The sequence below is a fragment of the Pseudomonas sp. R4-35-07 genome (assembly GCF_003852235.1).
In the GTDB taxonomy this organism is placed as follows: Bacteria; Pseudomonadota; Gammaproteobacteria; order Pseudomonadales; family Pseudomonadaceae; genus Aquipseudomonas.
In genome coordinates this window covers 2,745,711-2,765,802 of sequence record NZ_CP027732.1, presented here as the reverse complement: position 1 = coordinate 2,765,802, position 20,092 = coordinate 2,745,711, and the positions used below count along the sequence as shown (strand labels likewise).

Sequence of the window (20,092 nt, the reverse complement as noted above, 5' to 3'; positions counted from 1 at the left end):
GCGCTAGTAATACAGGTAAACTCCCCTCCTTTTCATCTTCTCCACGGAGTTCGCCTTGCGTCTGTTTCACACCTCCGACTGGCACCTTGGGCAAAACCTGCACGGCCAGGAACGCGACTTCGAACATGCCTGCTTCCTCGAATGGCTGCTGGGCCAACTAAAGGCCCACCGCCCGGATGCGCTGCTGATCGCCGGCGATATCTTCGACACGGTCAACCCGCCGCTCAAGGCCCAGGAGCGCCTGTATGACTTCATCATCGGCGCCCACGAACAAAACCCCACGCTGACGATTGTGATGATCGCCGGCAACCACGACTCCGGTTCGCGCATCGAGTTGCCCGCCCCGCTGATGCGCCGTCTGCGCACCCATGCGTTGGGCCGTGTGCTGTGGCTGGATGACGGCCAATTGGATGCCGAACGCCTGCTGATCCCATTGCCGGACGCCAAAGGCAAGATCGTCGCCTGGTGCCTGGCGCTGCCCTTTCTGCGCCCGGCGGAAGTCACGGGTGCGCAGTTGGGCGATGATTACCTGCGCGGCATCGGCCAAGTGCATGAATGGCTGATCGCGGCCGCCAACGCCAAACGCAAGAAAGGCCAGGCGCTGGTTGCCATCAGCCATGCGCACATGGCCGGGGGTTCGGTGTCGGAAGACTCCGAGCGCAGCCTGATCATCGGCAATGCCGAGGCGCTGCCGGCCAGCCTGTTCGATAAGAGTGTCGGCTATGTTGCTCTCGGCCATCTGCACAAGCCGCAAAAAGTGAATGGCGAAGAGCGCATTCGCTACAGCGGCTCGCCGATTCCGCTGTCGTTTTCCGAAATCAGCTACAAGCACCAGGTGCTCGACGTAACGTTCCAGGGCGAACGACTGGTCGGCGTCGAACCGCTGCTGATTCCGCGCTCGGTCAACCTGCAACGCCTGGAAGCCGCGCCTCTGGCCGATATTCTCAAGGTCCTGGCCGAGCTGCCCGACATCGACCTGCTCGCCGAAACCCAGCGCCATCCCTGGCTGGAAGTGCGCGTGCGCCTGGACGAACCGCAACCGGACCTGCGCCAGCAGATCGAAACCGCCCTGCAAGGCAAGGCCGTGCGCCTGGTGCGCATCGCCGCCGAATACGCCGGCAACGGCCCGCGCGCTGACGGCGATGAAGAGCGCCTGGTCGAACTCGACCAGCTCACGCCCCAGGAACTGTTCAGCCGTGCCTGGCAGGACAGCTACGGCAGCGAAGTGGATGAACAAACCTTGAAGGACTTCGCCGTGCTGCTCCAGGAAGTGCAACAGGAGGACGAACAGCCATGAAGATCCTCGCCATCCGCCTGAAAAACCTCGCGTCCCTGGCCGGGCCGTTCGAGATCGACTTCACCGCCGAGCCGCTGGCCAGTGCCGGTCTGTTCGCCATCACCGGGCCGACCGGCGCCGGCAAAAGCACCCTGCTCGATGCACTGTGCCTGGCGCTGTTTGGCGCGGTGCCGCGTTTGGGCGATACCGGCCAGGCGAAGATGCCGGATGCCGACAGCGATATTTCCATCGGCGACCCGCGCACCCTGCTCAGGCGGGGTACCGGCGGTGGCTACGCCGAGGTGGATTTCGTCGGCGTCAGCGGCCGGCGCTACCGGGCGCGCTGGGAAGCCAACCGCGCCCGCGACAAGGCCAGCGGCAAGTTGCAGAGCAGCCGCCAGAGCCTGATCGACCTGGACAGCGAGCAACTGCTGGCCAGCCAGAAAACCGAATACAAGACCCAGCTGGAACTGGCCCTGGGCCTGAACTTCGAACAGTTCACCCGTGCGGTGCTGCTGGCGCAGAGCGAGTTCAGTGCCTTTCTCAAGGCCAACGACAACGAGCGCAGCGAACTGCTGGAAAAGCTCACCGACACCGCGCTCTACACCCAACTTGGCCGCCGCGCCTTCGACAAGGCCAAGGACGCCAGGGACGCCCACAAACAGTTGCAGGACCAGGCCACCGGCGTGGTACCCCTGGCCGCCGAAGCCCGCGCCGAGCTGGATCAGCAACTGAACCACGCGCAGCAGCAACTCAAGACTCACCAGGCCCAGCTCAAGCAGTTGGAATTGCAGCACACCTGGCTCAAGGAACTGCGCGAATGGCAGGAGCGCCAGCAAAGCGCTGCCGAGCAGTTGCAGCACGCCCAGCAACGGTGGGACAGCCAAGGCCAGCAGCGCCAGGACCTGACGCGCCTGGACCAGCTCGCCCCACAGCGCCATCACTTCCTGCGCCGCGCAGAACTCGACGCCTTGCTGGCACCGCTCGCCACGCAGATTCAGCAGCACCTTGCACAACAAGCCGTGCTGCACAGCCGCCAGGAACAGGCGCAACAGCAGCAGGCCAGCGCCCAGTCGGCACTCGGGCAAGCCCAGCAGAACCAGGCGCAGGCCGCGCCGTTGTTGCGCCAGGCCTTCGAACAACAGACCACCCTCGCCCACTTGACCAAGGAACTGGCCAAGCGCACCGAGGACCAGCAGCAGCACGCCACCGCCTGCAGCGAAGGTCAGATTTTGCTCAACAGCCTGCAAGAAAAGCAGGCCCAGATCGGCGAGCGCCTGCAACGCCTGGCCGCTGAGCTGGAGCGCAGCGCCGCCCTCGCGCCCCTGAGCGACGCCTGGACCGCCTACCGCGACCGCCTGCAACAGCTGATGCTGATCGGCAATCGCCTGAATCAGGGCGAGACCGAACTGCCGCAACTCGAACAGCGCGTCACCGCCGCCGTGGCGCAATTCACCCAGCAGCGCGAAGCCCTGGACCTGCTGTACCAGGAGGCCGGGGCCGAGCCGCACGCAGTGGCCGAACAACTGCAATTGCTCGCCAGCCTCTTGCAGGACAATCGCAAGCAACAACGTGCCTTCGAAGACCTGGCACGATTGTGGGACAGCCAGCAGCAGCTCGACACCCAGGCCAGCAGCCTGGCGCAAAAACTCGCCGAGGCGGCGCAGCAGCGCGAGCAACTGAACCAGACCGGCTTGCAAACCAAAGCCGAACTGACGGTGGCCGAGCAAACCCTGACGGTGACCAAGCAACTGCTGGAGCGCCAGCGCCTGGCCCGCAGTGCCAGCGTCGAGGAACTGCGCGAACAGTTGCAGGACGACCAGCCCTGCCCCGTCTGCGGCAGCCACGAACATCCGTATCACCAGCCCGAAGCGTTGTTGCAGAGCTTGGGGCGCCACGATGAAAACGAAGAGGCCACGGCGCAGAAAGCCGTCGACAGCCTCAAGGAAAAGCTCACCGAGCTGCGTGGCGAAGTGGGTGGCCTGATCGCCCAGCAAAAGGAATTCCTGGCGCAGCAGGAACAGCTTGCGCTGCAGCAGCAAGCGTTGGCGCCAAGCCTGCAGGCGCATCCGCTGTGCGCCGCGCTGTTCAACCAGGACGCCGCCAAGCGCAGCAGCTGGTTGACCCAGCAACTGGCGCAACTGACGCAAAGCATCGCCCAGGACGAACAGCGCCAAAGCGCCCTGCTCAACCTGCAACAGAACGCCGGGCGTTTGCAGCAGCAGTTGCAAGCCGCCCAGGACGCCAGCCAGCAGGCCCGCCAACTGTTGCTCGACCAGCAGCGCGCCCTGGCCAACGACCGCGAACGCCTCGATGCAGAACTCGCAAGCTTCGCCAGCCTGTTGCCCAGCGCGACGCTGGAAGGCTTGCGCAGCGAGCCGGCGGCGACCTTCATGCAACTCGATCAGCAGGTCAGCCAGCGCCTGGAACACCTGGGCCATCAGCGTGATGAGCTGGCTGAACAACAAGAGCGTCAGCAGGCCATCGAGAAGCAACAGACCCACCAGCAGCATCGCCAGCAGCAATTGGAGGCGCTGAACCTGCAGGTCGCCGAGCTGGCCACCCAGCACCGCGACGCCCAGGAAACGCTCAGCGCATTGCTGGGCGAGCACGCCAGCGCCGAACAGTGGCAACAGCAACTGGATCAGGCCGTCGCCCAGTCGCGCCAAAGCGAAGCCGATGCCAGCCAGGAGTTGCACGCCGTTCACTCCGCCCTGGTGCAATTGGTCGCCGACCTCAAGGCCGTGCAGGAGCGCCAGCAAGCGCTCGAGAGCGAACGACAGGCCCTGGACACGCGCATCAGCGCGTGGCGCGCCGCGCACCCCGAGCTGGACGATGACGGCCTGGCACGTCTGCTGGCATTGGACGATGCCCAGGTCACCGACCTGCGCCAGCAAGTGCACACCTGCGAAAAAGCCGTCGAACAAGCCAGCGTACTGCTGCAAGAGCGCGAACAACGCCTCGCCGAGCACCAGGCCTTGCACAATGGCAACCTGGACGCCGAACAGCTGGACAGCAGCCTCGCCGCGCTCAACCAGCAATTGGCCGAGGGCGAGAAACACTGCGCCGAACTGCGCGCGCGCCAGTCCGAGGACCAGCGCCGCCAGGATGCCAACAGCGCCCTGGCCGAGCAAATCGCCAAGGCCTATGACGAATGGCAGCGCTGGGCCCGCCTGAACGCGCTGATCGGCTCGGCCACCGGCGACACCTTCCGCAAGATCGCCCAGGCCTACAACCTCGACCTGCTGGTGCATCACGCCAACGTGCAACTGCGCCAACTGGTGCGCCGCTACCGCCTCAAGCGTGGCGGCAGCATGTTGGGCCTGCTGGTGATGGACACGGAAATGGGTGATGAACTGCGCTCGGTGCACTCGTTGTCCGGCGGCGAGACGTTCCTGGTGTCCCTGGCATTGGCCTTGGGCCTGGCGTCGATGGCGTCAAGCACGTTGAAGATCGAATCGCTGTTTATCGATGAAGGTTTCGGCAGCCTCGACCCCGAATCACTGCAATTGGCCATGGACGCCCTCGACGGCTTGCAGGCTCAGGGCCGCAAGGTCGCGGTGATTTCCCATGTACAGGAAATGCATGAGCGCATCCCGGTGCAGATCCAGGTCAAGCGCCAGGGCAATGGCCTGAGCACCCTGGAGGTCAAGTGAGCGAAGCGCTGCTGTACTCGTTCCGGCGCTGCCCCTATGCAATGCGCGCACGCCTGGCGCTGCGCTACTCGGGGGTGGCGGTGCAGATTATCGAGGTGAGCCTCAAGGCCAAGCCGGCCGAGATGCTGGCATTGTCGCCCAAGGGCACGGTTCCGGTGCTGAGCGTGGAAGGTCGGGTGATCGAGGAAAGCCTGGAGATCATGCAATGGGCATTGGCCCGGTACGATCCGGATGACTGGTTGTTGCAGGGGAATCCAGCGGTGTTGGAGTTGATCGCCGAGAACGATTCAGCATTCAAACATCATTTGAATCGATACAAGTACGCCGAACGCTATCCGCAGCAGCCGATGGAAGATTATCGGGCCGAGGGCGAGGTGTTCTTGCAGAAGTTGGAGGATTTGCTGGCGGATCGTGAGTACTTGCTCGCCGCGCACATGAGCCTGGCAGACGCGGCCATCGTGCCGTTTGTGCGGCAGTTCGCCCATGTGGATCGCGAGTGGTTTGCGGGTACGCCCTATCCACGGCTACAGGCGTGGCTACAGCGGATTCTGGAGTCACCGCTGTTTATCGCGGTGATGGCAAAGCCCTGAAACCAACATCAATCAACCTGTGGGAGGGGGCTTGCCCCCTCCCACAGGTTGATCAGTGTTAGCCCTGGGTCTTGTGATCCAGCGCCGCATAAAAGTTGGCGCTCTGTTGCAGGTATTTCTGGGTGTAGGCGCTGGTGCTGGATTTTTTCCCGGCGACGTCCACGCTGGCGTTGGCAGGCAAGGCCACGGTGGCGGAAACAGCGGAAGCGGCGATGACGGAGAAGAGGTTCAGATTCATGTCGGTAACCCTTGTGTGCGTTTGGTTGAGTGGCCTGGGAAGGCCTTGGAACCAAACTTACGCCCGGGGGTTGAACCTTAGAAATGCTTTGAAACAGTAGCCGTCATCAATGGAATTAATAGTTAGGGTCAGGCCCCGCGTTGCGGGGCCTGTGGCTTATTGACGCACCAGGAACTTGAGGTCGCTGGGCGCATCGATCGGCAATTTCTGCACGGTTTTACCCAGCAGGCCGGTGTTGGGGTCACGTTCGACCACCACAATTTCGTTGCTCTTCTGGTTGGCGACCAGCAGGAACTTGCCGCTCGGGTCGAGGCTGAACTCGCGCGGGTGGTCGCCTTCCACGCTGCGGCGCTGCAGCTCTTTGAGGTGGGCGGTGGCTGGGTCTACGCCAAATACGATGATCTGGTTGGCGGTGCCGCGATTGCTCACATACAGGAACTTGCCGTCACTGGACGCATGCACGGCGGCGCCGGCCTTATCGGACACCGGTTGCCCGGCGGCGTAGTCAACCAACTGGGTCTGGGTGAGCTTGCCGTCGGCATAATCGAACACCGCGACCTGCGCGCTCATCTCGGTGGTCAGCCAGGCGTGCTTGCCATCGGCGCTGAACAGCAGGTGACGTGGGCCGCTGCCCGGTGGCAATTGCACCGATGCCTGGTTGGCCGGGGTCAGCGGCAATTCGTGATTGGCCTTGGGGTCGTAATGGTAGGCAAATACTTTGTCCGCCCCCAGGTCCTGCACAAACACGTACTTGCCATCCGGCGAAGACACCACTGAGTGCACGTGGTTGGAGGCCTGGCGCTCGGGGTTGACGCGACTGGCCGGGTGCCCGCTCAACTGCACCGGCGCCGACAGTTTGCCGGTAGCGTCCACCGGCAGGATTGCCAGGCTGCCACCCGGGTCTTCCACCACCGAATAATTGGCGACGAACAGGTAACGCCCATCCGCAGCGATGCTGGAATGGGTCGGCTCGTTACCCAGGCTTTGCACCTGATTGATCAGGGTGAGCTGATGACTCTTCGGGTCGATGCTGTAGCTGCTGACGCGACCGACCGGGTCTTGCTGGCCGGGACCGTTTTCATTGACCACAAACAGGTGCTTCTGGTCTTTGGAGACCGTCAGCCACGAAGGGTTGTCGGCCTTCGCTGCCAGTACCGGCTTGCCCTGGAACTGGCCAGTGCGGCTGTCGAATTGCAGGCGATAAATACCTTCGCTGGCGCCAGCGGTGTAGCTGCCCACCAACAATTCATAGGTGTCAGCCGGTGCAGCCTGCACCGACATCGCCCCCACACTGCCGGCCATCAGCAGCGGCCAGAATTTACGCATCATCATGCTCGTCTTCCTCGTCGTTATTGTTGCCGGTGAAGGCGGCCATGCACACCAGGCGGTGTTCGCCCGAATCACCGGTGAGGGTCCAGCTTTGCAAGGCGTCATCAAAGGTCGCGGCCTGTACTTGCGCGAGGCTGAACGTCCAGCGTTTCTCGGCCCGGCCGTCCATGCAGGTCATGCGCAAGCCTTGCTCGTCTGAGGTGAAATCGAAGGCATGCAGCCCATCGATTTCGAGCATGTCGCTGGTTTGAAGTTCAGTAAGCAGGCTGGCGGCAGTCATCAGGATCATTCATCAAGGGGAAAAATGTCGATGATAGACCAATCCTTTGCGCCTTTCTTCTTTCCCATCGCCCTGCGGTAGCCGACTACCGCATCAGGCACGCCGTCGACATTACTTTACGAGGACCTCGCCAACCCACGTTAAGGATGACTCCCGTGCCAACCACCCCGCGCGCCCCAGCTGAAAACCTTCTGAAAAAGACCGTAGAAGCACAATTTCTCACGCGTCCATCCCTGCGTTCAGTCGCTACTCAGATGCTGACCTATACCTTGAAGGAACAATTCCCATCCCTGTCCAATGCGCTCTCCGATCTTTGCCTGGCACTGCCCCGTGACGGCGGCGGCCGAGCCCTGCATCCGCTGTTGGAGGTGGCCCTCAAACATATGGCCGACGGCAGCTTCCCCGACCTCTCCGTGCGCCACAACCTCGACAGTTACCTCAGTGACGCCACGGGCACCCGCCTCACCCTGCCAGCCAATGAGCATGTCTCCTATGACCTGAACGTCGTCGAAAGCGTGATACGGGAACTGCCCTTGATTGTGTTTATCGGATTTCAAGATGCGCTGACCGAATACTGGAACCAGGACAGTGATGCCGGCGGTAGTCGTTGGCAATGGCTCGCCGGTTTGCTGCAAGGCTTGCTGAGGGCCTCGGCGATTCGCCAATCAGGGGATGATGCCCAACAACTGCAGATACTCAGCACACTGGCAAACTGCCCCAGCCGGGAGGCCAGAGCGAAGCGACCATGGCCCGACAACTCGATCCATGCCTATACACTGGAAACGCACCTTGTACGTGCTGCCACAACCTTGACGTTGCAATCCAGCGACATCCTGGTGGTCAGCGGCGAGCGGGTGTTTTTGTGTACCGTGTCAGGCCGGATTGAGCCCTACACCAGCCTGGATGCTTTCGGGGAGGCTTGGGGTAAACATGTGGCAGAGCAATTCATCGCCGACAAAATCACTTGGCAATTGTACGAACCCGACGGCGATATTTTCGAGGTACAGGCAGCACTCGCGCTCAACCAGCACCTGGAGGACCTCGCAGCGGTCCGACTGCCTGGCGCCACCACCGTCAGCGACATGGAAACGCTGTTTGCGTCGATCACCAATCCAGCCACTTTGTTTGCGCTTTCGCCACTCACCGCCATAGAAACATTATCGCCAATCCAGGCCGCGCTCCCCAGGTGGCTGCAAGATGCCTCACCGGCCGACCGCTTTGTCTACCGCCAATGCTTACTCGAACAAGCCAGCTTCAGACGCCTGACGCAGGGTGAAGGCTACCTGGATGGGCTGGACGATATCCGCACTTATGCCACCCGTCATTTGAATCACCAACTGTGCTTGAAGAGAAACGCCGTATTGCACGCCAAGGCCGCCTGTACAGACGTTGCGCAGTCAAAATACAAAGCCGACGAACTGGAACTGAGCTTCGATGTGCCCGTCGGCACCTTGCAAAGTGGCTACATCGAGAAGGTCACGATGAGCCTGGTCGATCTGGCCTTGAAAAACCTCTCGGGAAAACCCAGAGGCCGCATGACATTGCGTAACACCGCAGGCCTGGAGATCGAAACGTGGCTGACCACGGCTTACGTGGACGAACTGATCCAACGTGTCAATGTCGGCCTGAACTACCCCGCCTATATACAGCAGCAATTGCTGAGTGATACCCCGGAGGCTGAAAAGCGCAAACGCATGTTCTGCGGGCAACGGCCCGTCGCCCTGAAAATGCAGGCGCTTGAGCACAAGATCAAAGGTGAAGCTGGGCTGACGCCAAGAGGTTTGCGTTGCGTCAGGGCAGTGGTCGGCACCCACCGTACAGAGCGTTGGGTCGACGCCGATGAAATCGTCATGCGCACCCTCGCCTTTCAACGCAAACCCGGCGCCAAGGCTGATGTGGTGCAGAACATGTTCATCATCGAGCCCCGTGACACGCAATCCGGACCGCACCTGCTTTATCGCCCGGCCTATCGTGAGTCACTGCTGGAGTTTGCCAGCCGCGACAGTTTACTGGAGGCCATCGCACAGCCCGGGACAATCCAGGAAAGCGTACTGGCCTGGTTGGCCGATGACGCCAGGGACATCTACAGCCATGGCGGCTTTAAAGAACCGCATTACATACGTATCAGCGGAATAGGTTCAGAGTTCGACCCTTTGCCCGGCATCCCCAAGCCCGCGACGCTGGCAAGTGCGGATGCTGAAAGCAACGATCAGATCCTGCAGGCACTGAACCGCAATGAATTGATGGAGTACCTGTTTGTCTGCGAAGCATGTCAGTTGCTCGACCAGGCCGACCGTGAGTCAACCTCCAATACTGAAAGCCGATGGGCGCTGATTCTCGAAGGGGTGCAACTGGGTTTCAATACTTTATTGATGCTGGTGCGCGGACCGTTGGCGGCTGTGGGCTGGTTCATGCAATTGGCACTGAGCCTTAATCAGGACCTGCCGGCATTGACGAGCGAAGATCCCATTGCCAGGGAACTCGCATGGGTCGACCTGTTGCTCAACATCGGCATGGTACTGATCCACCATGGATTGCCCACACAACCTTCAGGCGGGCCGTTGCTCGAGGATAATACCGCCCGACAGCCCCTTGCAGGATTGCCCTTGAGGCGCCCACCCGGCCGGGCAGGCAGCGGGTTCCCGCTGATTGAACGTGGCATCGTTGGCCTCCCTTCCGAACCGCCAGGGGGCGGCAGAACCCTGCTGGACGTTGATCGCTCCCTTGCCGGCGACAGCGCAGCGGCGCGTCTGCTGGAAAAACTGCTCGAGGTCAACACGCCTTGGCCTGAGCCGGTACCGGAACCTATCGCTATTGGTGCGCTCAAGGGGTTGTTCAAGGTCGACAACCACTGGCACGCCTCAGTGGGTGGCCTGTTTTTTCGGGTCACTGTCGTTCCGGGTTTTGACGAAGTGTTCATTGTTCATCCCGACAAACCCAACCATCCCGGCATCAAACTCAGCACCGACGGGAACGGCCATTGGACCCTGGATCGTGGGCTGAAACTGACGGGCGGTGGTCCCAAGCGCGTGGCGGCCCTGCGCGAGGAAAATCGCCGCCAACTGGAACTGCTTCAGGGCCGCATGCAAGAGCTCAATGTGGAGCTCACTCATGGGATGGCCGAATTCAGAACGTGGCTGACTCGAATGAACAGCAGCCGTGATGACCTGATCAAACAAATCAGTACGTTGAAACTGGTATGGCGGCTTCTGCAAAATGCCACCGACGCTCAGAAAACAGCCCTTCAAACGCGGCACGAGCAGGAGATATCGAGCTACTCAAAGATACGCGTCAGCTATGAAGTTTCTCTGGATATCCTGGAAAAAAAGCATGCGCTTTTGCTGCCACGGCGAATTGAACTGTACAAGGTGGGCCAGGACCTCGAACGGTGCGCCGGGGCTCGTGGTCATGTCCAGGACAGGGCAATAACCCTGAAGTCGCTCTGGGATGATCAACTGCGCCTGCATCTTCATCTGCAAAAATGGGCGGACACCTTTCTATTCAGCGACCGTGGCGAGCCAATGAATAACTTGGTGCAGCGCATGCTTCCTGAGATACAGAGCGGACGTCCCTGGCACTATAACGACCACGTTACTCGATTAATTGAGCTCGCGGACGTGATCCAACGTATGGCGGTCCGCTCCCGCGAAATGGAAACCACCCTTGAATTGTTAGAGCAGGACTCAGCGGTGGGGCGTGTGATACGGGAAGAGTTGCTGGCAAAAATCAGCGTTCCTCAACATTTTTTTTCAGAAAATCTGGAAATCCACGCTCTGATCCCGCTATCGCGGGTGGTCGTAAAACTGTCAGCAGTTGAGCCCTCCCCGCTGGAGTTGCTGTATATCAAACATCTCGATGAATCGAGGCTGAGTGAAGTCTTGCTGTCGCACACCGAAGTGCGCAGCAGCACCGGTTATCCTCTCGAGGAACAGCGTCTGCTATATGACACTATCCTTGGCAAGTACCGCAGCTACGCATCCGCCATCGAAGCCCTCACGTTTGTTAATCCGCAGCGCGTGCACCTCATCGCCGAACGGCTGCTGAGCGGGCTGAGACGGGCTCGCACCCTCGCCGAAAACGAGCTGGAAGCCGTGGTGCGCAGCCAGGAGGCACTGGAAGTCGAAGCGTCGCTGGCAAAGCTGCGCAGACCAAAAGCCCGTACAAAGCGCATCTTCAAAACCCGCAATAGACACTATCTGGTCGGTGACCTCAGGCCTGCTGATGGCCAACACCCTCAAGAGCATTTCACCATCACCAACCCATTTTTTGATGAAACCGTTACTTCGTTCGAACAATTTGAGGCCGACACCTGGGTGGAAAAAACCCTGGCACCGATGGACGTGCCAGAACCTGCCCCACAGGCGCGGTCCCTGGCAGCGATAAAGAGCCAGGGCGAGAAACTGGTGCAGCAACGCACAGAGATTGAACGGGCCATAACCGCTCAGCAGCACCAATTGGAAAACCCCTTTACCCGGCAAGATGTCAATCCAGCTGACTGGGACGAGTTGCTCACCGGGCAGGCGAAAAAACTAACCGACCTGGCCGATGAAATTGCTCGGGAACACCGCAGCCAGCCCTCGGCGCAAGACTTGATCGACAACTACCGGGCACACGCCAGAGACATGCAGCGCATGGCGAAGCGTGTATGCAGTGAGGCTTACAAACGCCAGTGGCCGACGCTGCAAAGCCTTGAATACTTGTGGCGACAGAAAGAAATCGACATCAACCTGACCAGCCAGGCAGACCCGCAAAGGCCTACCCTCAGCGGTGATTTCTTCACCGAATACGCAGTGTATGACAAAGCGCAAAGGCCGCCGACCGTGCTTTGGTATGCCCATTTCCATTATGCAAGCGCCGATGCGCCCGCCGCCCGCTATACCAGAGCACACCTGAAGCTGGCCAGTCAGCGCAAGTACACCCAAAAGGACCTGCTCAAACAGCACGTACAAGCGCTCTTGCATAGCCAGCAGGAGCCAGGGGCCGAGCCCATTGAAAAAATCCTCTACGTGCTGATTGTGCCGCCTCAGGACCAACTCTTTTTAGCCATCGCACCTGCACCGTAAATTCAAGCCGCACCGACAGCCATCCGAACACAAACGCTCGACGGTTTAACGTCGGGCGTTTGCTTGAAGCATGCCGTGCTCGAGTCGTTGCCCTTTTAGTCCTCAGCGGTAGCCAGCTACCACCCTCATTGATTGCAGACCCGCCACTCTGGCCCCAAAACGACAGCCCTTTATCCATAGAACGGAATCTGCCATGCCCGATATTTCATCCCCACCGCGTCCCCACCGCAGCAACCTGACGGCCGACGCCGTCGCGCACCAGTTTGCCAGCCGACCGACCCTGCACGATGTAGTCGAACAAGTTCTGCACCAGTCCATCCTTGAGCATTACCCGCCCCTGCTGCTGGACCTGAGCAAGGCCAAGGTCGCCAAACCCAATCAACGAGGCGGCTGGGACCTGAAACTGCTGACGGATGTTGCACTCGACTATCTGGCCAACAGTACGCCGATGGACTTTACCGCCCGTGTGGACGGGCGGCGCTGCTTCCTGACCCAGCAAGCCCCCAGGCATCTGACTTATGAAGCCAACGGCCCCAAAGAACCGGACATGCGGGTTATCGAGCAGGTCATCGTCCAATTGGCTGACGCCCTGCCCCTCCACTTTCAGGAAGCACTGGCTGCCTACTGGAACCTCAACAGCGACACCGGCGTCAGCCGCTGGCAATGGCTGGGTGACCTGCTGGCCGGCAACCTGAGCAGTGCGGCCAGCCTGTGGGGCGAAGCACGCCGTGCGGCCCAGCACGCGCTCTTTGACCTGGCCCGCTACCCCGACCGTCGTGAGCGACAGGCCATGCCGCATCCAGACGGGTTTATCCATGCTTACTGCCTCGAAACCTGCCTGATTGCCAACGGCACCACCACACGCCTGCTGACGCCCGATATTCTGGTGGTGCAGGGAGACTTGACACTATTGCGCGCGGCTTCCGGGAGCGTCGAGGCGTACCCCTCAATGGAAGCCTTCAACCAGGCTTGGGGGAAACGCCTGGAAAGCCAGGTACTGGTCGATAAGATCATCATCAAACGCTATGAACCCGACGGCAATCTCTTCGATGTCCAGGCAGCCCTGCTGCTGAATCACCAGCTGGAAAACCTCGAAGCCATCCAACTGCCGACCCATGACGGTGTGCGACCTTTGGAAAAACTGTTCGCCGATATAACCGACCCCACGCCCTTCTTCAATGAGGCGCCCGTGCCTGATCCGATAAACCAGGCGGCGATCAAGGCGGCACTGCCCCAATGGCTACAGACGGCCAACGCCGGTGACCGGTTTGCCTATCGTCAGCTGCTGGTGGAACAGGCACGCCTGCGCCGGCAAACGGCAGGCGCGTCTTTTCTCGATGGGATCGAAAACCTGCATGATTTCACCGACCGCGCACTGCGCGAGCTGATACGCCTGGATCATCCCGAGTCCAGTGTCGAACCGGGCAACCTGGAGCTGACCTTTCATGTTCCGGTCGGGGATTTGCGCGGCGGTTATCTGAGCGCTGTGACCATGAGTCTTCGGGAGCTGGCGGTCAACAATCTGGCAGCCGCTCCACACGGCGCAATGACCCTTCGTGACACGTCCGGAACACCGCTGCCGCCATGGCTGACGGCGGACTATATTCTCGGTGAAAAGGGCCTTTTCAGCAGTTCACCCGGGCTGGTCAGCCGGGTCAACATCGGCGAGCGTTATCCCCAGAAGATCCGTGAGCTGCTGCTCAGCGACAGCAGCGAATCGCGCCGTCGCGAGGCGCTGTTCGATCAGGCGTTGAGCGTACATTTGCCGCTTCAGGCGCTGGAACACAAGATTCGTGGCGAACACGGCTTCACGTTCCTGGGCTACCGCTACGTAAAGGCCTTGATGCAACGCGATGCACCCCGACGCGTTGTCGACGGGCAAGACATAGAGATCCATCCGCTGGCTTTCACCCGCACGCCTGATACCACTGCGGATATCGTCGACAACATGTTCATCATTGAGCCTCGCAACAGCGATGTCGGCCCTCATATTCTCTACCGACCGCTGTATCAGGACGCGCTGCGGGAGTTCGCAACCCGCCAGGCGCTGTTCGATGCGATTGCCCAGACCGGCGCCTTGCAAGACAGTGTACTGAGCTGGATGCCGGAGGGCGCCCGGACGATCTATAGCAATGGTGGTTTCCTCAGCCCGCATATCCTGCGCTTTGGCCAAGGAGACGACACCGTTCAATGGGCTGCGCCCCCAGCCGCCCAATTGGCCCGCCCCTCCAACGGTGACGCGGTTCACGGTTCCCTGGCGCAGTCGCTGGCCTCCGGCAATCTGAGTCAGTACCTGTATGGCAGCAACGCCAGGACGCTGGTGGACCTGGCCGACCGGGACTCGGTCTCCAATACCGAGAGCCGCTGGAAGATCCTGCTGGAAGGCGGCTGGCTGCTGTTCAACACCCTGCTCATGCCGCTGCTGCGGGGGCCGGCCATGTTGGCAGGCTGGATGCTGCAATTGGCGACCAGCCTCCAACAGGATATCGCTGCGCTGCAAAGTGATGACGCCACAGCCAGGGAACTGGCCTGGGTGGATGTGTTGCTTAACATCGGGCTGATCCTGTTGCACGCAGGTTCCGGGGAGCATCCGGTCATCAAGCCCTCACAGCGTTCAGCCGACAACGAGCGCCCGTTGATCCTCGCGGCCTTGCGTCGTGCGCAGCCCGACACTTCACCGCAACCGACGGTACCTGTCGAGCAAGGTCCGATAGCACTGGCGGCCGAACCACCCGCCGGCGACAAGACGCTGGTGGACTTTATTCACTCCACCGCAAGGGATTCGTCCAGTCGACGACTGCTCAATGCCTTGCGTGAACTGAACGTCCCATGGCCGGAGCCGGCACCTTCAGCCGTCGAAATTGGACCCTACAAAGGGTTGTACCGACTCGGTCATCAGTGGCACGCGTCGGTGGCGGGCCTGCTGTTTCGCGTCAGCATCGTTCCTGGGTTCGCTGAGGTTTTTATTATTCATCCGGAAAAACCCTCCCACCCGGGGTTCAGGCTCAAGACCGACGGACATGGGCATTGGGCGTTGGATCAAGGGCTGAAGCTGCGAGGGGGCGGTCCGAAAAACCGACTTAAGGCAAAGCTGGCGGAAATTGACCAAAAGCGCACTGAGATCGGGGAAGACCTCAACCGGATAATTGATGCCGTGCGTCAAGAGACCACGCGCGTAATGCCTATCGACGACGCACTGAATGACACCAAACGGCAGTTTGAAAGAGCCCATGTTGAGCTGAAGGTTGCCTACGCCAAGTTGCGTTCATCACCTGAAGACAAGTCGCTGGTGGCTGAGCACGCAGCCCGGATGACCCAGTACTCAAGAGCACGCTTGAACTACAAGATCAGCGAAGAACAGTTTCATCAGACGACTGACGTTCTATTGCAACTGCGCCGAGACCTGATCAAGCGTTATCGGGAATTCAAGGCGGTGCAAAATCAGTTTGATGACGAATCGAAATGCATCGATCAATACCTGTCTATCCTCGCCGCCAATGAGCTGCGCATCAAACGCCTTGGCTCGTTTTACCACGCGTCTTTTTATTCTGATGAGGGGCAACCGCTGATCGAGTTGCAAAGGACGGCACACGATCCTGCGTCATCCGCCTATGTGCAGGATCTTATGGAGACCGTGTTTGCCGCGGCTGAACTGCATGCGCAGGCTATAACCGACCTTGAGAACACCCTCGAAGAAATGGTCAAGCTGCAGAAAAGCGGTGCCTCACAACGCACAAAATATCTCAATGCCGATCCGGTACGCAGATTTTACAACCGAATATATGTAGTCCTTGCGTCGCTGGATAAATTGACCGACCTGAGCATCGATCTGACGATTTCTGCTCAAACCCCACAAGAACAGTATCTCCTCAGTCTCTATGACAACTATCAGCGCGCCATGTCGTCGATAGAGGACAGTCACATAGATCTGCTCACCACCGAGGGGTTCACGTCCGGCGAGCACAAGGATGTGCTGAACAATCTGATCAAGCACTACAACAGACGCCTGCAAATCTGCCGCTCCCTGGTGGAACTTGACTCACCGCTGGTCCGCCCTCACTACATGACGCTGTTGATCGAACGCCTGGAAATCGCCAACAGCAATGCCGAGACCGAACTGGCCAACCTGTTGCGCGAGGAAGAATTCCTGCCGCCTCGGCAGGCCAGCTTGAAGCCGATAAAAACCGTGTCGCAAACCAAGCGGACCTTCAAATCACGGGACAAGGGGGCGCTGGTCGGCGATCTGCAACCGACCGAGGCCGGCACACCGTTTCCTACTATTGTCACGCGCAATCCGATCACCCAGCAAATCAGCGGCCGGTTCATGGAGCACCCCGCAGAAGGCTGGGTGGAAATCGTCGACGCCAAACCGGCAGCGCCCGCCCCCGCACCTCAGGTACGCGCCTTTGCAACGCTGCGTGGGGAAGGCAACAGGTTGATCGGTGAAGTCGGGGCCATCGAAAAGTCGATCGAATTCCAGAAACGCAAACTCAAGGACCCACTGCGCCGCGACGACCTCAACCCTCGTGACTGGAGCGATATGCTCGATTACCAGGCCAAAAGAATCGAGGCGATCGCCGATGAAATACACACCGCTCACCAGGGCAAACCAGAGGTAGCGCAAACGGTGGCACGCCTGCGCGAGCAAGCCGGTGTGATCCGGCAGCAAGGCGTGCAGCACTGCATTGAAGGTTACAAGGCCCAACGCCCTCGGCAAGAAAACATCGACTACCTGCGCCGCCACGGCGCGGTGGATATCGGCCTGGTGCATGGCCCGCAACGAACAGCCGCCAAGGACTATGTCTCTGAGTTTGCCGTGCGCGAGAAAAATGCTCAGACCGTATTGTGGTATGCGCATTTTCACTACAGCAGCCCCACCAGCGCGGGTGGCGAATACACCGCCGCCCACTTGAAACGACCGGAACATCGTTTTTTGACGCTCAAGGATCTGATCGTGAAGGCAGGCGCAGACAGTAAATCCATCGTGCGCGACCTCTATAACCCCGTGACTGCCCCGCTGGATCAGCAACTCTTTTTGAGCCTATTGCCCGGATAAGCATAAGTATCGACACAACTCAGGTGAGCTCCTGTACCTGCGATGGCGAAGGGGCTCGATCCCGGACGGCCTCACAGCCGGCAGGTATAGAGCGGGTGAAACGCGGGCCAAATGTGGGAGCGGGCTTGCTCGCGAATGCGCTGTGTCAGTGAATACATCCTTGACTGAACCACCGCTTTCGCGAGCAAGCTCGCTCCTACAGGTTGTTTGCCGTTTAGTGGGCAAACAGCGAGTTGCCTTTCTGCCCCGCCAGCTTCTCGGGCTTGATCAGGAAGCGTGCCAGTGCCGGCAGCAGCCACAGCGCACCGAACATGTTCCACAGCAGCATGAAAGTCAGCATCAGGCCCATGTCGGCCTGGAACTTGATGGCCGAGAAGATCCAGGTGCACACGCCGATGGCCAGGCACAAACCGGTAAACAGCACGGCTTTACCGGTGGACTTGAGCGTCTGGTAATAGGCTTCCTGCAACGGCAAGCCCGCGCGCAGGAAGCTTTCCAGGCGGCTGTAGATGTAGATGCCGTAGTCCACGCCGATCCCCACGCCCAGCGCCACCACCGGCAAGGTCGCAACCTTGACGCCGATGCCCATGAATGCCATCAGCGCATTGCCCAGCACCGAGGTCAGCACCAGCGGCAGCACGATGCACAGGGTCGCCGCCCAGGAGCGGAAAGTGATCATGCACATGGTCGCCACGCACAGGTACACCAGGATCAGGATGGTCAGCTCCGACTCCTTGATCACCTCGTTGGTGGCCGCCTCGATCCCGGCGTTGCCGGCGGCGAGGATGAATTCCAGGCCGTCCTTGTTGTTCTCCTTGGCGAAGTCCTGCACCGCATGCACGGCGCGGTCGAGGGTCTCGGCCTTGTGGTCGTTGAGGAACACCAGCACCGGCGCCAGGGAGCAGTTGTTGTTGTACAGGCCGTCGGCGCGGGCGATGGAGTTGTTCAGCACGTCGGGGTTGCGCGACAGGGTTTCCCATTTCAGGTTGCCCTCGTTCATGCCTTTGATCATCTGCTTGGACACAGTGACCAGCGAGATCGCCGACTGCACGCCCTCGGTGTTCTGCATTTTCCACATCAATTGGTCAATCGGCGCCATGGCTTCATAGCGCGAACAACCTTCGGCGCGGGTCTTGACCATCACCACCAGCACGTCGGAGCTGGTCGAATAGTTGCTGATGATGAAGTTGTTGTCTTTGTTGTAGCGCGAGTCGGGGCGCAGTTCCGGCGCGCCCTGGTCGAGGTCGCCGATCTTGAGGTTCTGGCTGTACCAGAGGCCGCCGCCGAAGGCGAGCACGGCCAGGGCGATGGAGATGGGGGCGATTTTCGGGTTGGCAAAGTTCGACAGCAGGCGCCAGAACGGATGTTCGCGGTTCGCGTCCTTCTTGCTCCGGGCGATGGCCCGCGGGCTGATGCCGACATAGGAAATCGCCACCGGCAGCAGGATCAGGTTGGTGAACACGATCACCGCCACGCCGATGGACGCGCCGATCGCCAATTCGCGGATCACACCGATGTCGATGATCAGCAAGGTGATAAAGCCCACGGCATCGGCGAGGATCGCGATCATCCCCGGCAGGAACAATTGCCGGAAGGTGCGCCGCGCGGCGGTCAGGGCGTTGTCTGCCTCACTCGACTGCAGGGCGATCCCGTTGATCTTTTGCACCCCGTGGGAGATGCCGATGGCGAAGATCAGGAACGGCACCAGCATCGAATACGGGTCCAGCCCGAAGCCGAAGAAGTGCATCAGCCCGAGCTGCCAGACCACCGCCACCAACGTGGTGCTGAGCACCGCGACGGTGCTGCGCAGGCAGTTGGTAAACCACAGCAGCAGGATCAGGGTGATGACGAAGGCGATGCCGAAAAACAGCACCACCATCACCAGGCCATCGATCAGATCACCGACTTTCTTGGCGAAGCCGACGATGTGGATCTTGACGTTGGGGTTCTGCGCTTCGAACTTGTCGCGGATCTTGTCTTCGAGTTCATGGGAGAACTTGCGGTAATCCAGGGCCAGCAACTTGCCCTGGTCCTGCGGGTCTGGGTAGGACTCCAGCAGCGGGATATCGACGATGCTCGACTTGAAGTCGTTGGCCACCAGCCGGCCGACCTGGCCGGACTTGAGCACGTTGTTGCGCAACTGGTCGAGGCTTTGCGGCGAGCCGTTGTAGCTCTGCGGGATCACTTCACCGCCGGCGAAGCCTTCTTCGGTCACTTCGGTCCAGCGCACGCTGGGGCTCCACAATGACTTGAGGCCCGAGCGGTCGACGCCGGAGATATAGAACACCTCGTCGTTGATCTGGCGCAGGGTCTCCATGTACTCCTTCGTGAAAATGTCGCCGTCTTTGGCTTCCACCGAGATGCGCACGGTGTTGCCCAGGTTGGCCAGGTCGTTGCGGTGCTCCATCATCTTCTCGATGAAGGGGTGCTTGAGGGGAATCATCTTTTCAAAGCTGGTGGACGGGCGAATCAAGGTCGCCTGCCAAAAAAGGAAGATACTCACCAGCAGGCAGATGACGATCACTGCCGGGCGGTTGTTGAAGATCAGGCGCTCAAGAAAGGTCGCTTTATCGTTGTGATGACTGCTCATATTTCCCGCCTTCT

Annotated in this window: 10 protein-coding genes; 5 read left to right on the top strand and 5 right to left on the bottom strand. The window is 60.2% G+C overall.

All coding sequences use genetic code 11. The features are described from left to right. The first annotated feature begins 55 nt into the window (after nt 1–55). From C4J89_RS12595 to C4J89_RS12585, 3 genes are read left to right on the top strand one after another with little or no spacing between them, the layout of a single operon-like run. Complete coding sequence (locus C4J89_RS12595; RefSeq protein WP_124370567.1) at nt 56–1,297, top strand: exonuclease SbcCD subunit D C-terminal domain-containing protein; 1,242 nt, start codon at nt 56–58, stop codon at nt 1,295–1,297. Further along, nucleotides 1,294–4,932 carry an AAA family ATPase gene (locus C4J89_RS12590; RefSeq protein ID WP_124414591.1) on the top strand — a complete coding sequence of 1,213 codons (3,639 nt, stop codon included), beginning with the start codon at nt 1,294–1,296 and terminating at the stop codon, nt 4,930–4,932. The genes C4J89_RS12595 and C4J89_RS12590 overlap by 4 nt, the downstream gene beginning before the upstream one ends. Beyond that, nucleotides 4,929–5,522, top strand: coding sequence for a glutathione S-transferase (locus C4J89_RS12585; protein WP_124414590.1), 594 nt, complete (start codon nt 4,929–4,931; stop codon nt 5,520–5,522). Before C4J89_RS12590 ends, C4J89_RS12585 begins: the two co-directional genes overlap by 4 nt. A 58-nt stretch (nt 5,523–5,580) precedes the next feature. On the opposite strand, the gene C4J89_RS12580 is transcribed toward C4J89_RS12585, so the two are convergent. From C4J89_RS12580 to C4J89_RS12570, 3 genes are all read right to left on the bottom strand, one after another. Beyond that, the gene (locus C4J89_RS12580; protein ID WP_124362669.1) at nt 5,581–5,760 is read right to left on the bottom strand and encodes a hypothetical protein; all 180 of its coding nucleotides are present in this window, start codon (nt 5,758–5,760) and stop codon (nt 5,581–5,583) included. A gap of 156 nt (nt 5,761–5,916) precedes the next feature. Next, nucleotides 5,917–7,092 (bottom strand): lactonase family protein, encoded by a 1,176-nt coding sequence (locus C4J89_RS12575; RefSeq protein ID WP_124414589.1) that lies wholly within the window; start codon nt 7,090–7,092, stop codon nt 5,917–5,919. Next, nucleotides 7,079–7,369, bottom strand: a complete 291-nt coding sequence (locus C4J89_RS12570; protein WP_124362667.1) for a DUF5629 family protein — start codon at nt 7,367–7,369, stop codon at nt 7,079–7,081. The genes C4J89_RS12575 and C4J89_RS12570 overlap by 14 nt, the downstream gene beginning before the upstream one ends. A gap of 146 nt (nt 7,370–7,515) precedes the next feature. Between C4J89_RS12570 and C4J89_RS12565 the strand changes: the two genes are divergently transcribed. Further along, entirely contained in the window at nt 7,516–12,432 is a 4,917-nt protein-coding gene (locus C4J89_RS12565; RefSeq protein ID WP_124414588.1) for a dermonecrotic toxin domain-containing protein, read from the top strand. 205 nt (nt 12,433–12,637) lie between these two features. Here the strand turns inward: C4J89_RS12565 and C4J89_RS12560 are convergent, their stop codons facing one another. After that, nucleotides 12,638–13,009: a hypothetical protein gene (locus C4J89_RS12560; RefSeq protein WP_124414587.1), complete on the bottom strand. Its 372-nt coding sequence runs from the start codon at nt 13,007–13,009 to the stop codon at nt 12,638–12,640. On the opposite strand from C4J89_RS12560, the gene C4J89_RS12555 reads away from it, so the two are divergent. Next, nucleotides 13,010–17,488 (top strand): dermonecrotic toxin domain-containing protein, encoded by a 4,479-nt coding sequence (locus C4J89_RS12555; protein WP_124414586.1) that lies wholly within the window; start codon nt 13,010–13,012, stop codon nt 17,486–17,488. It abuts the gene before it with no gap. A 214-nt stretch (nt 17,489–17,702) separates the two neighbouring features. On the opposite strand, the gene C4J89_RS12550 is transcribed toward C4J89_RS12555, so the two are convergent. After that, on the bottom strand, nt 17,703–20,078 hold the full coding sequence (locus C4J89_RS12550; RefSeq protein WP_124362662.1) for an RND family transporter: 2,376 nt from the start codon (nt 20,076–20,078) through the stop codon (nt 17,703–17,705). Between the last annotated feature and the right edge of the window lie 14 nt (nt 20,079–20,092).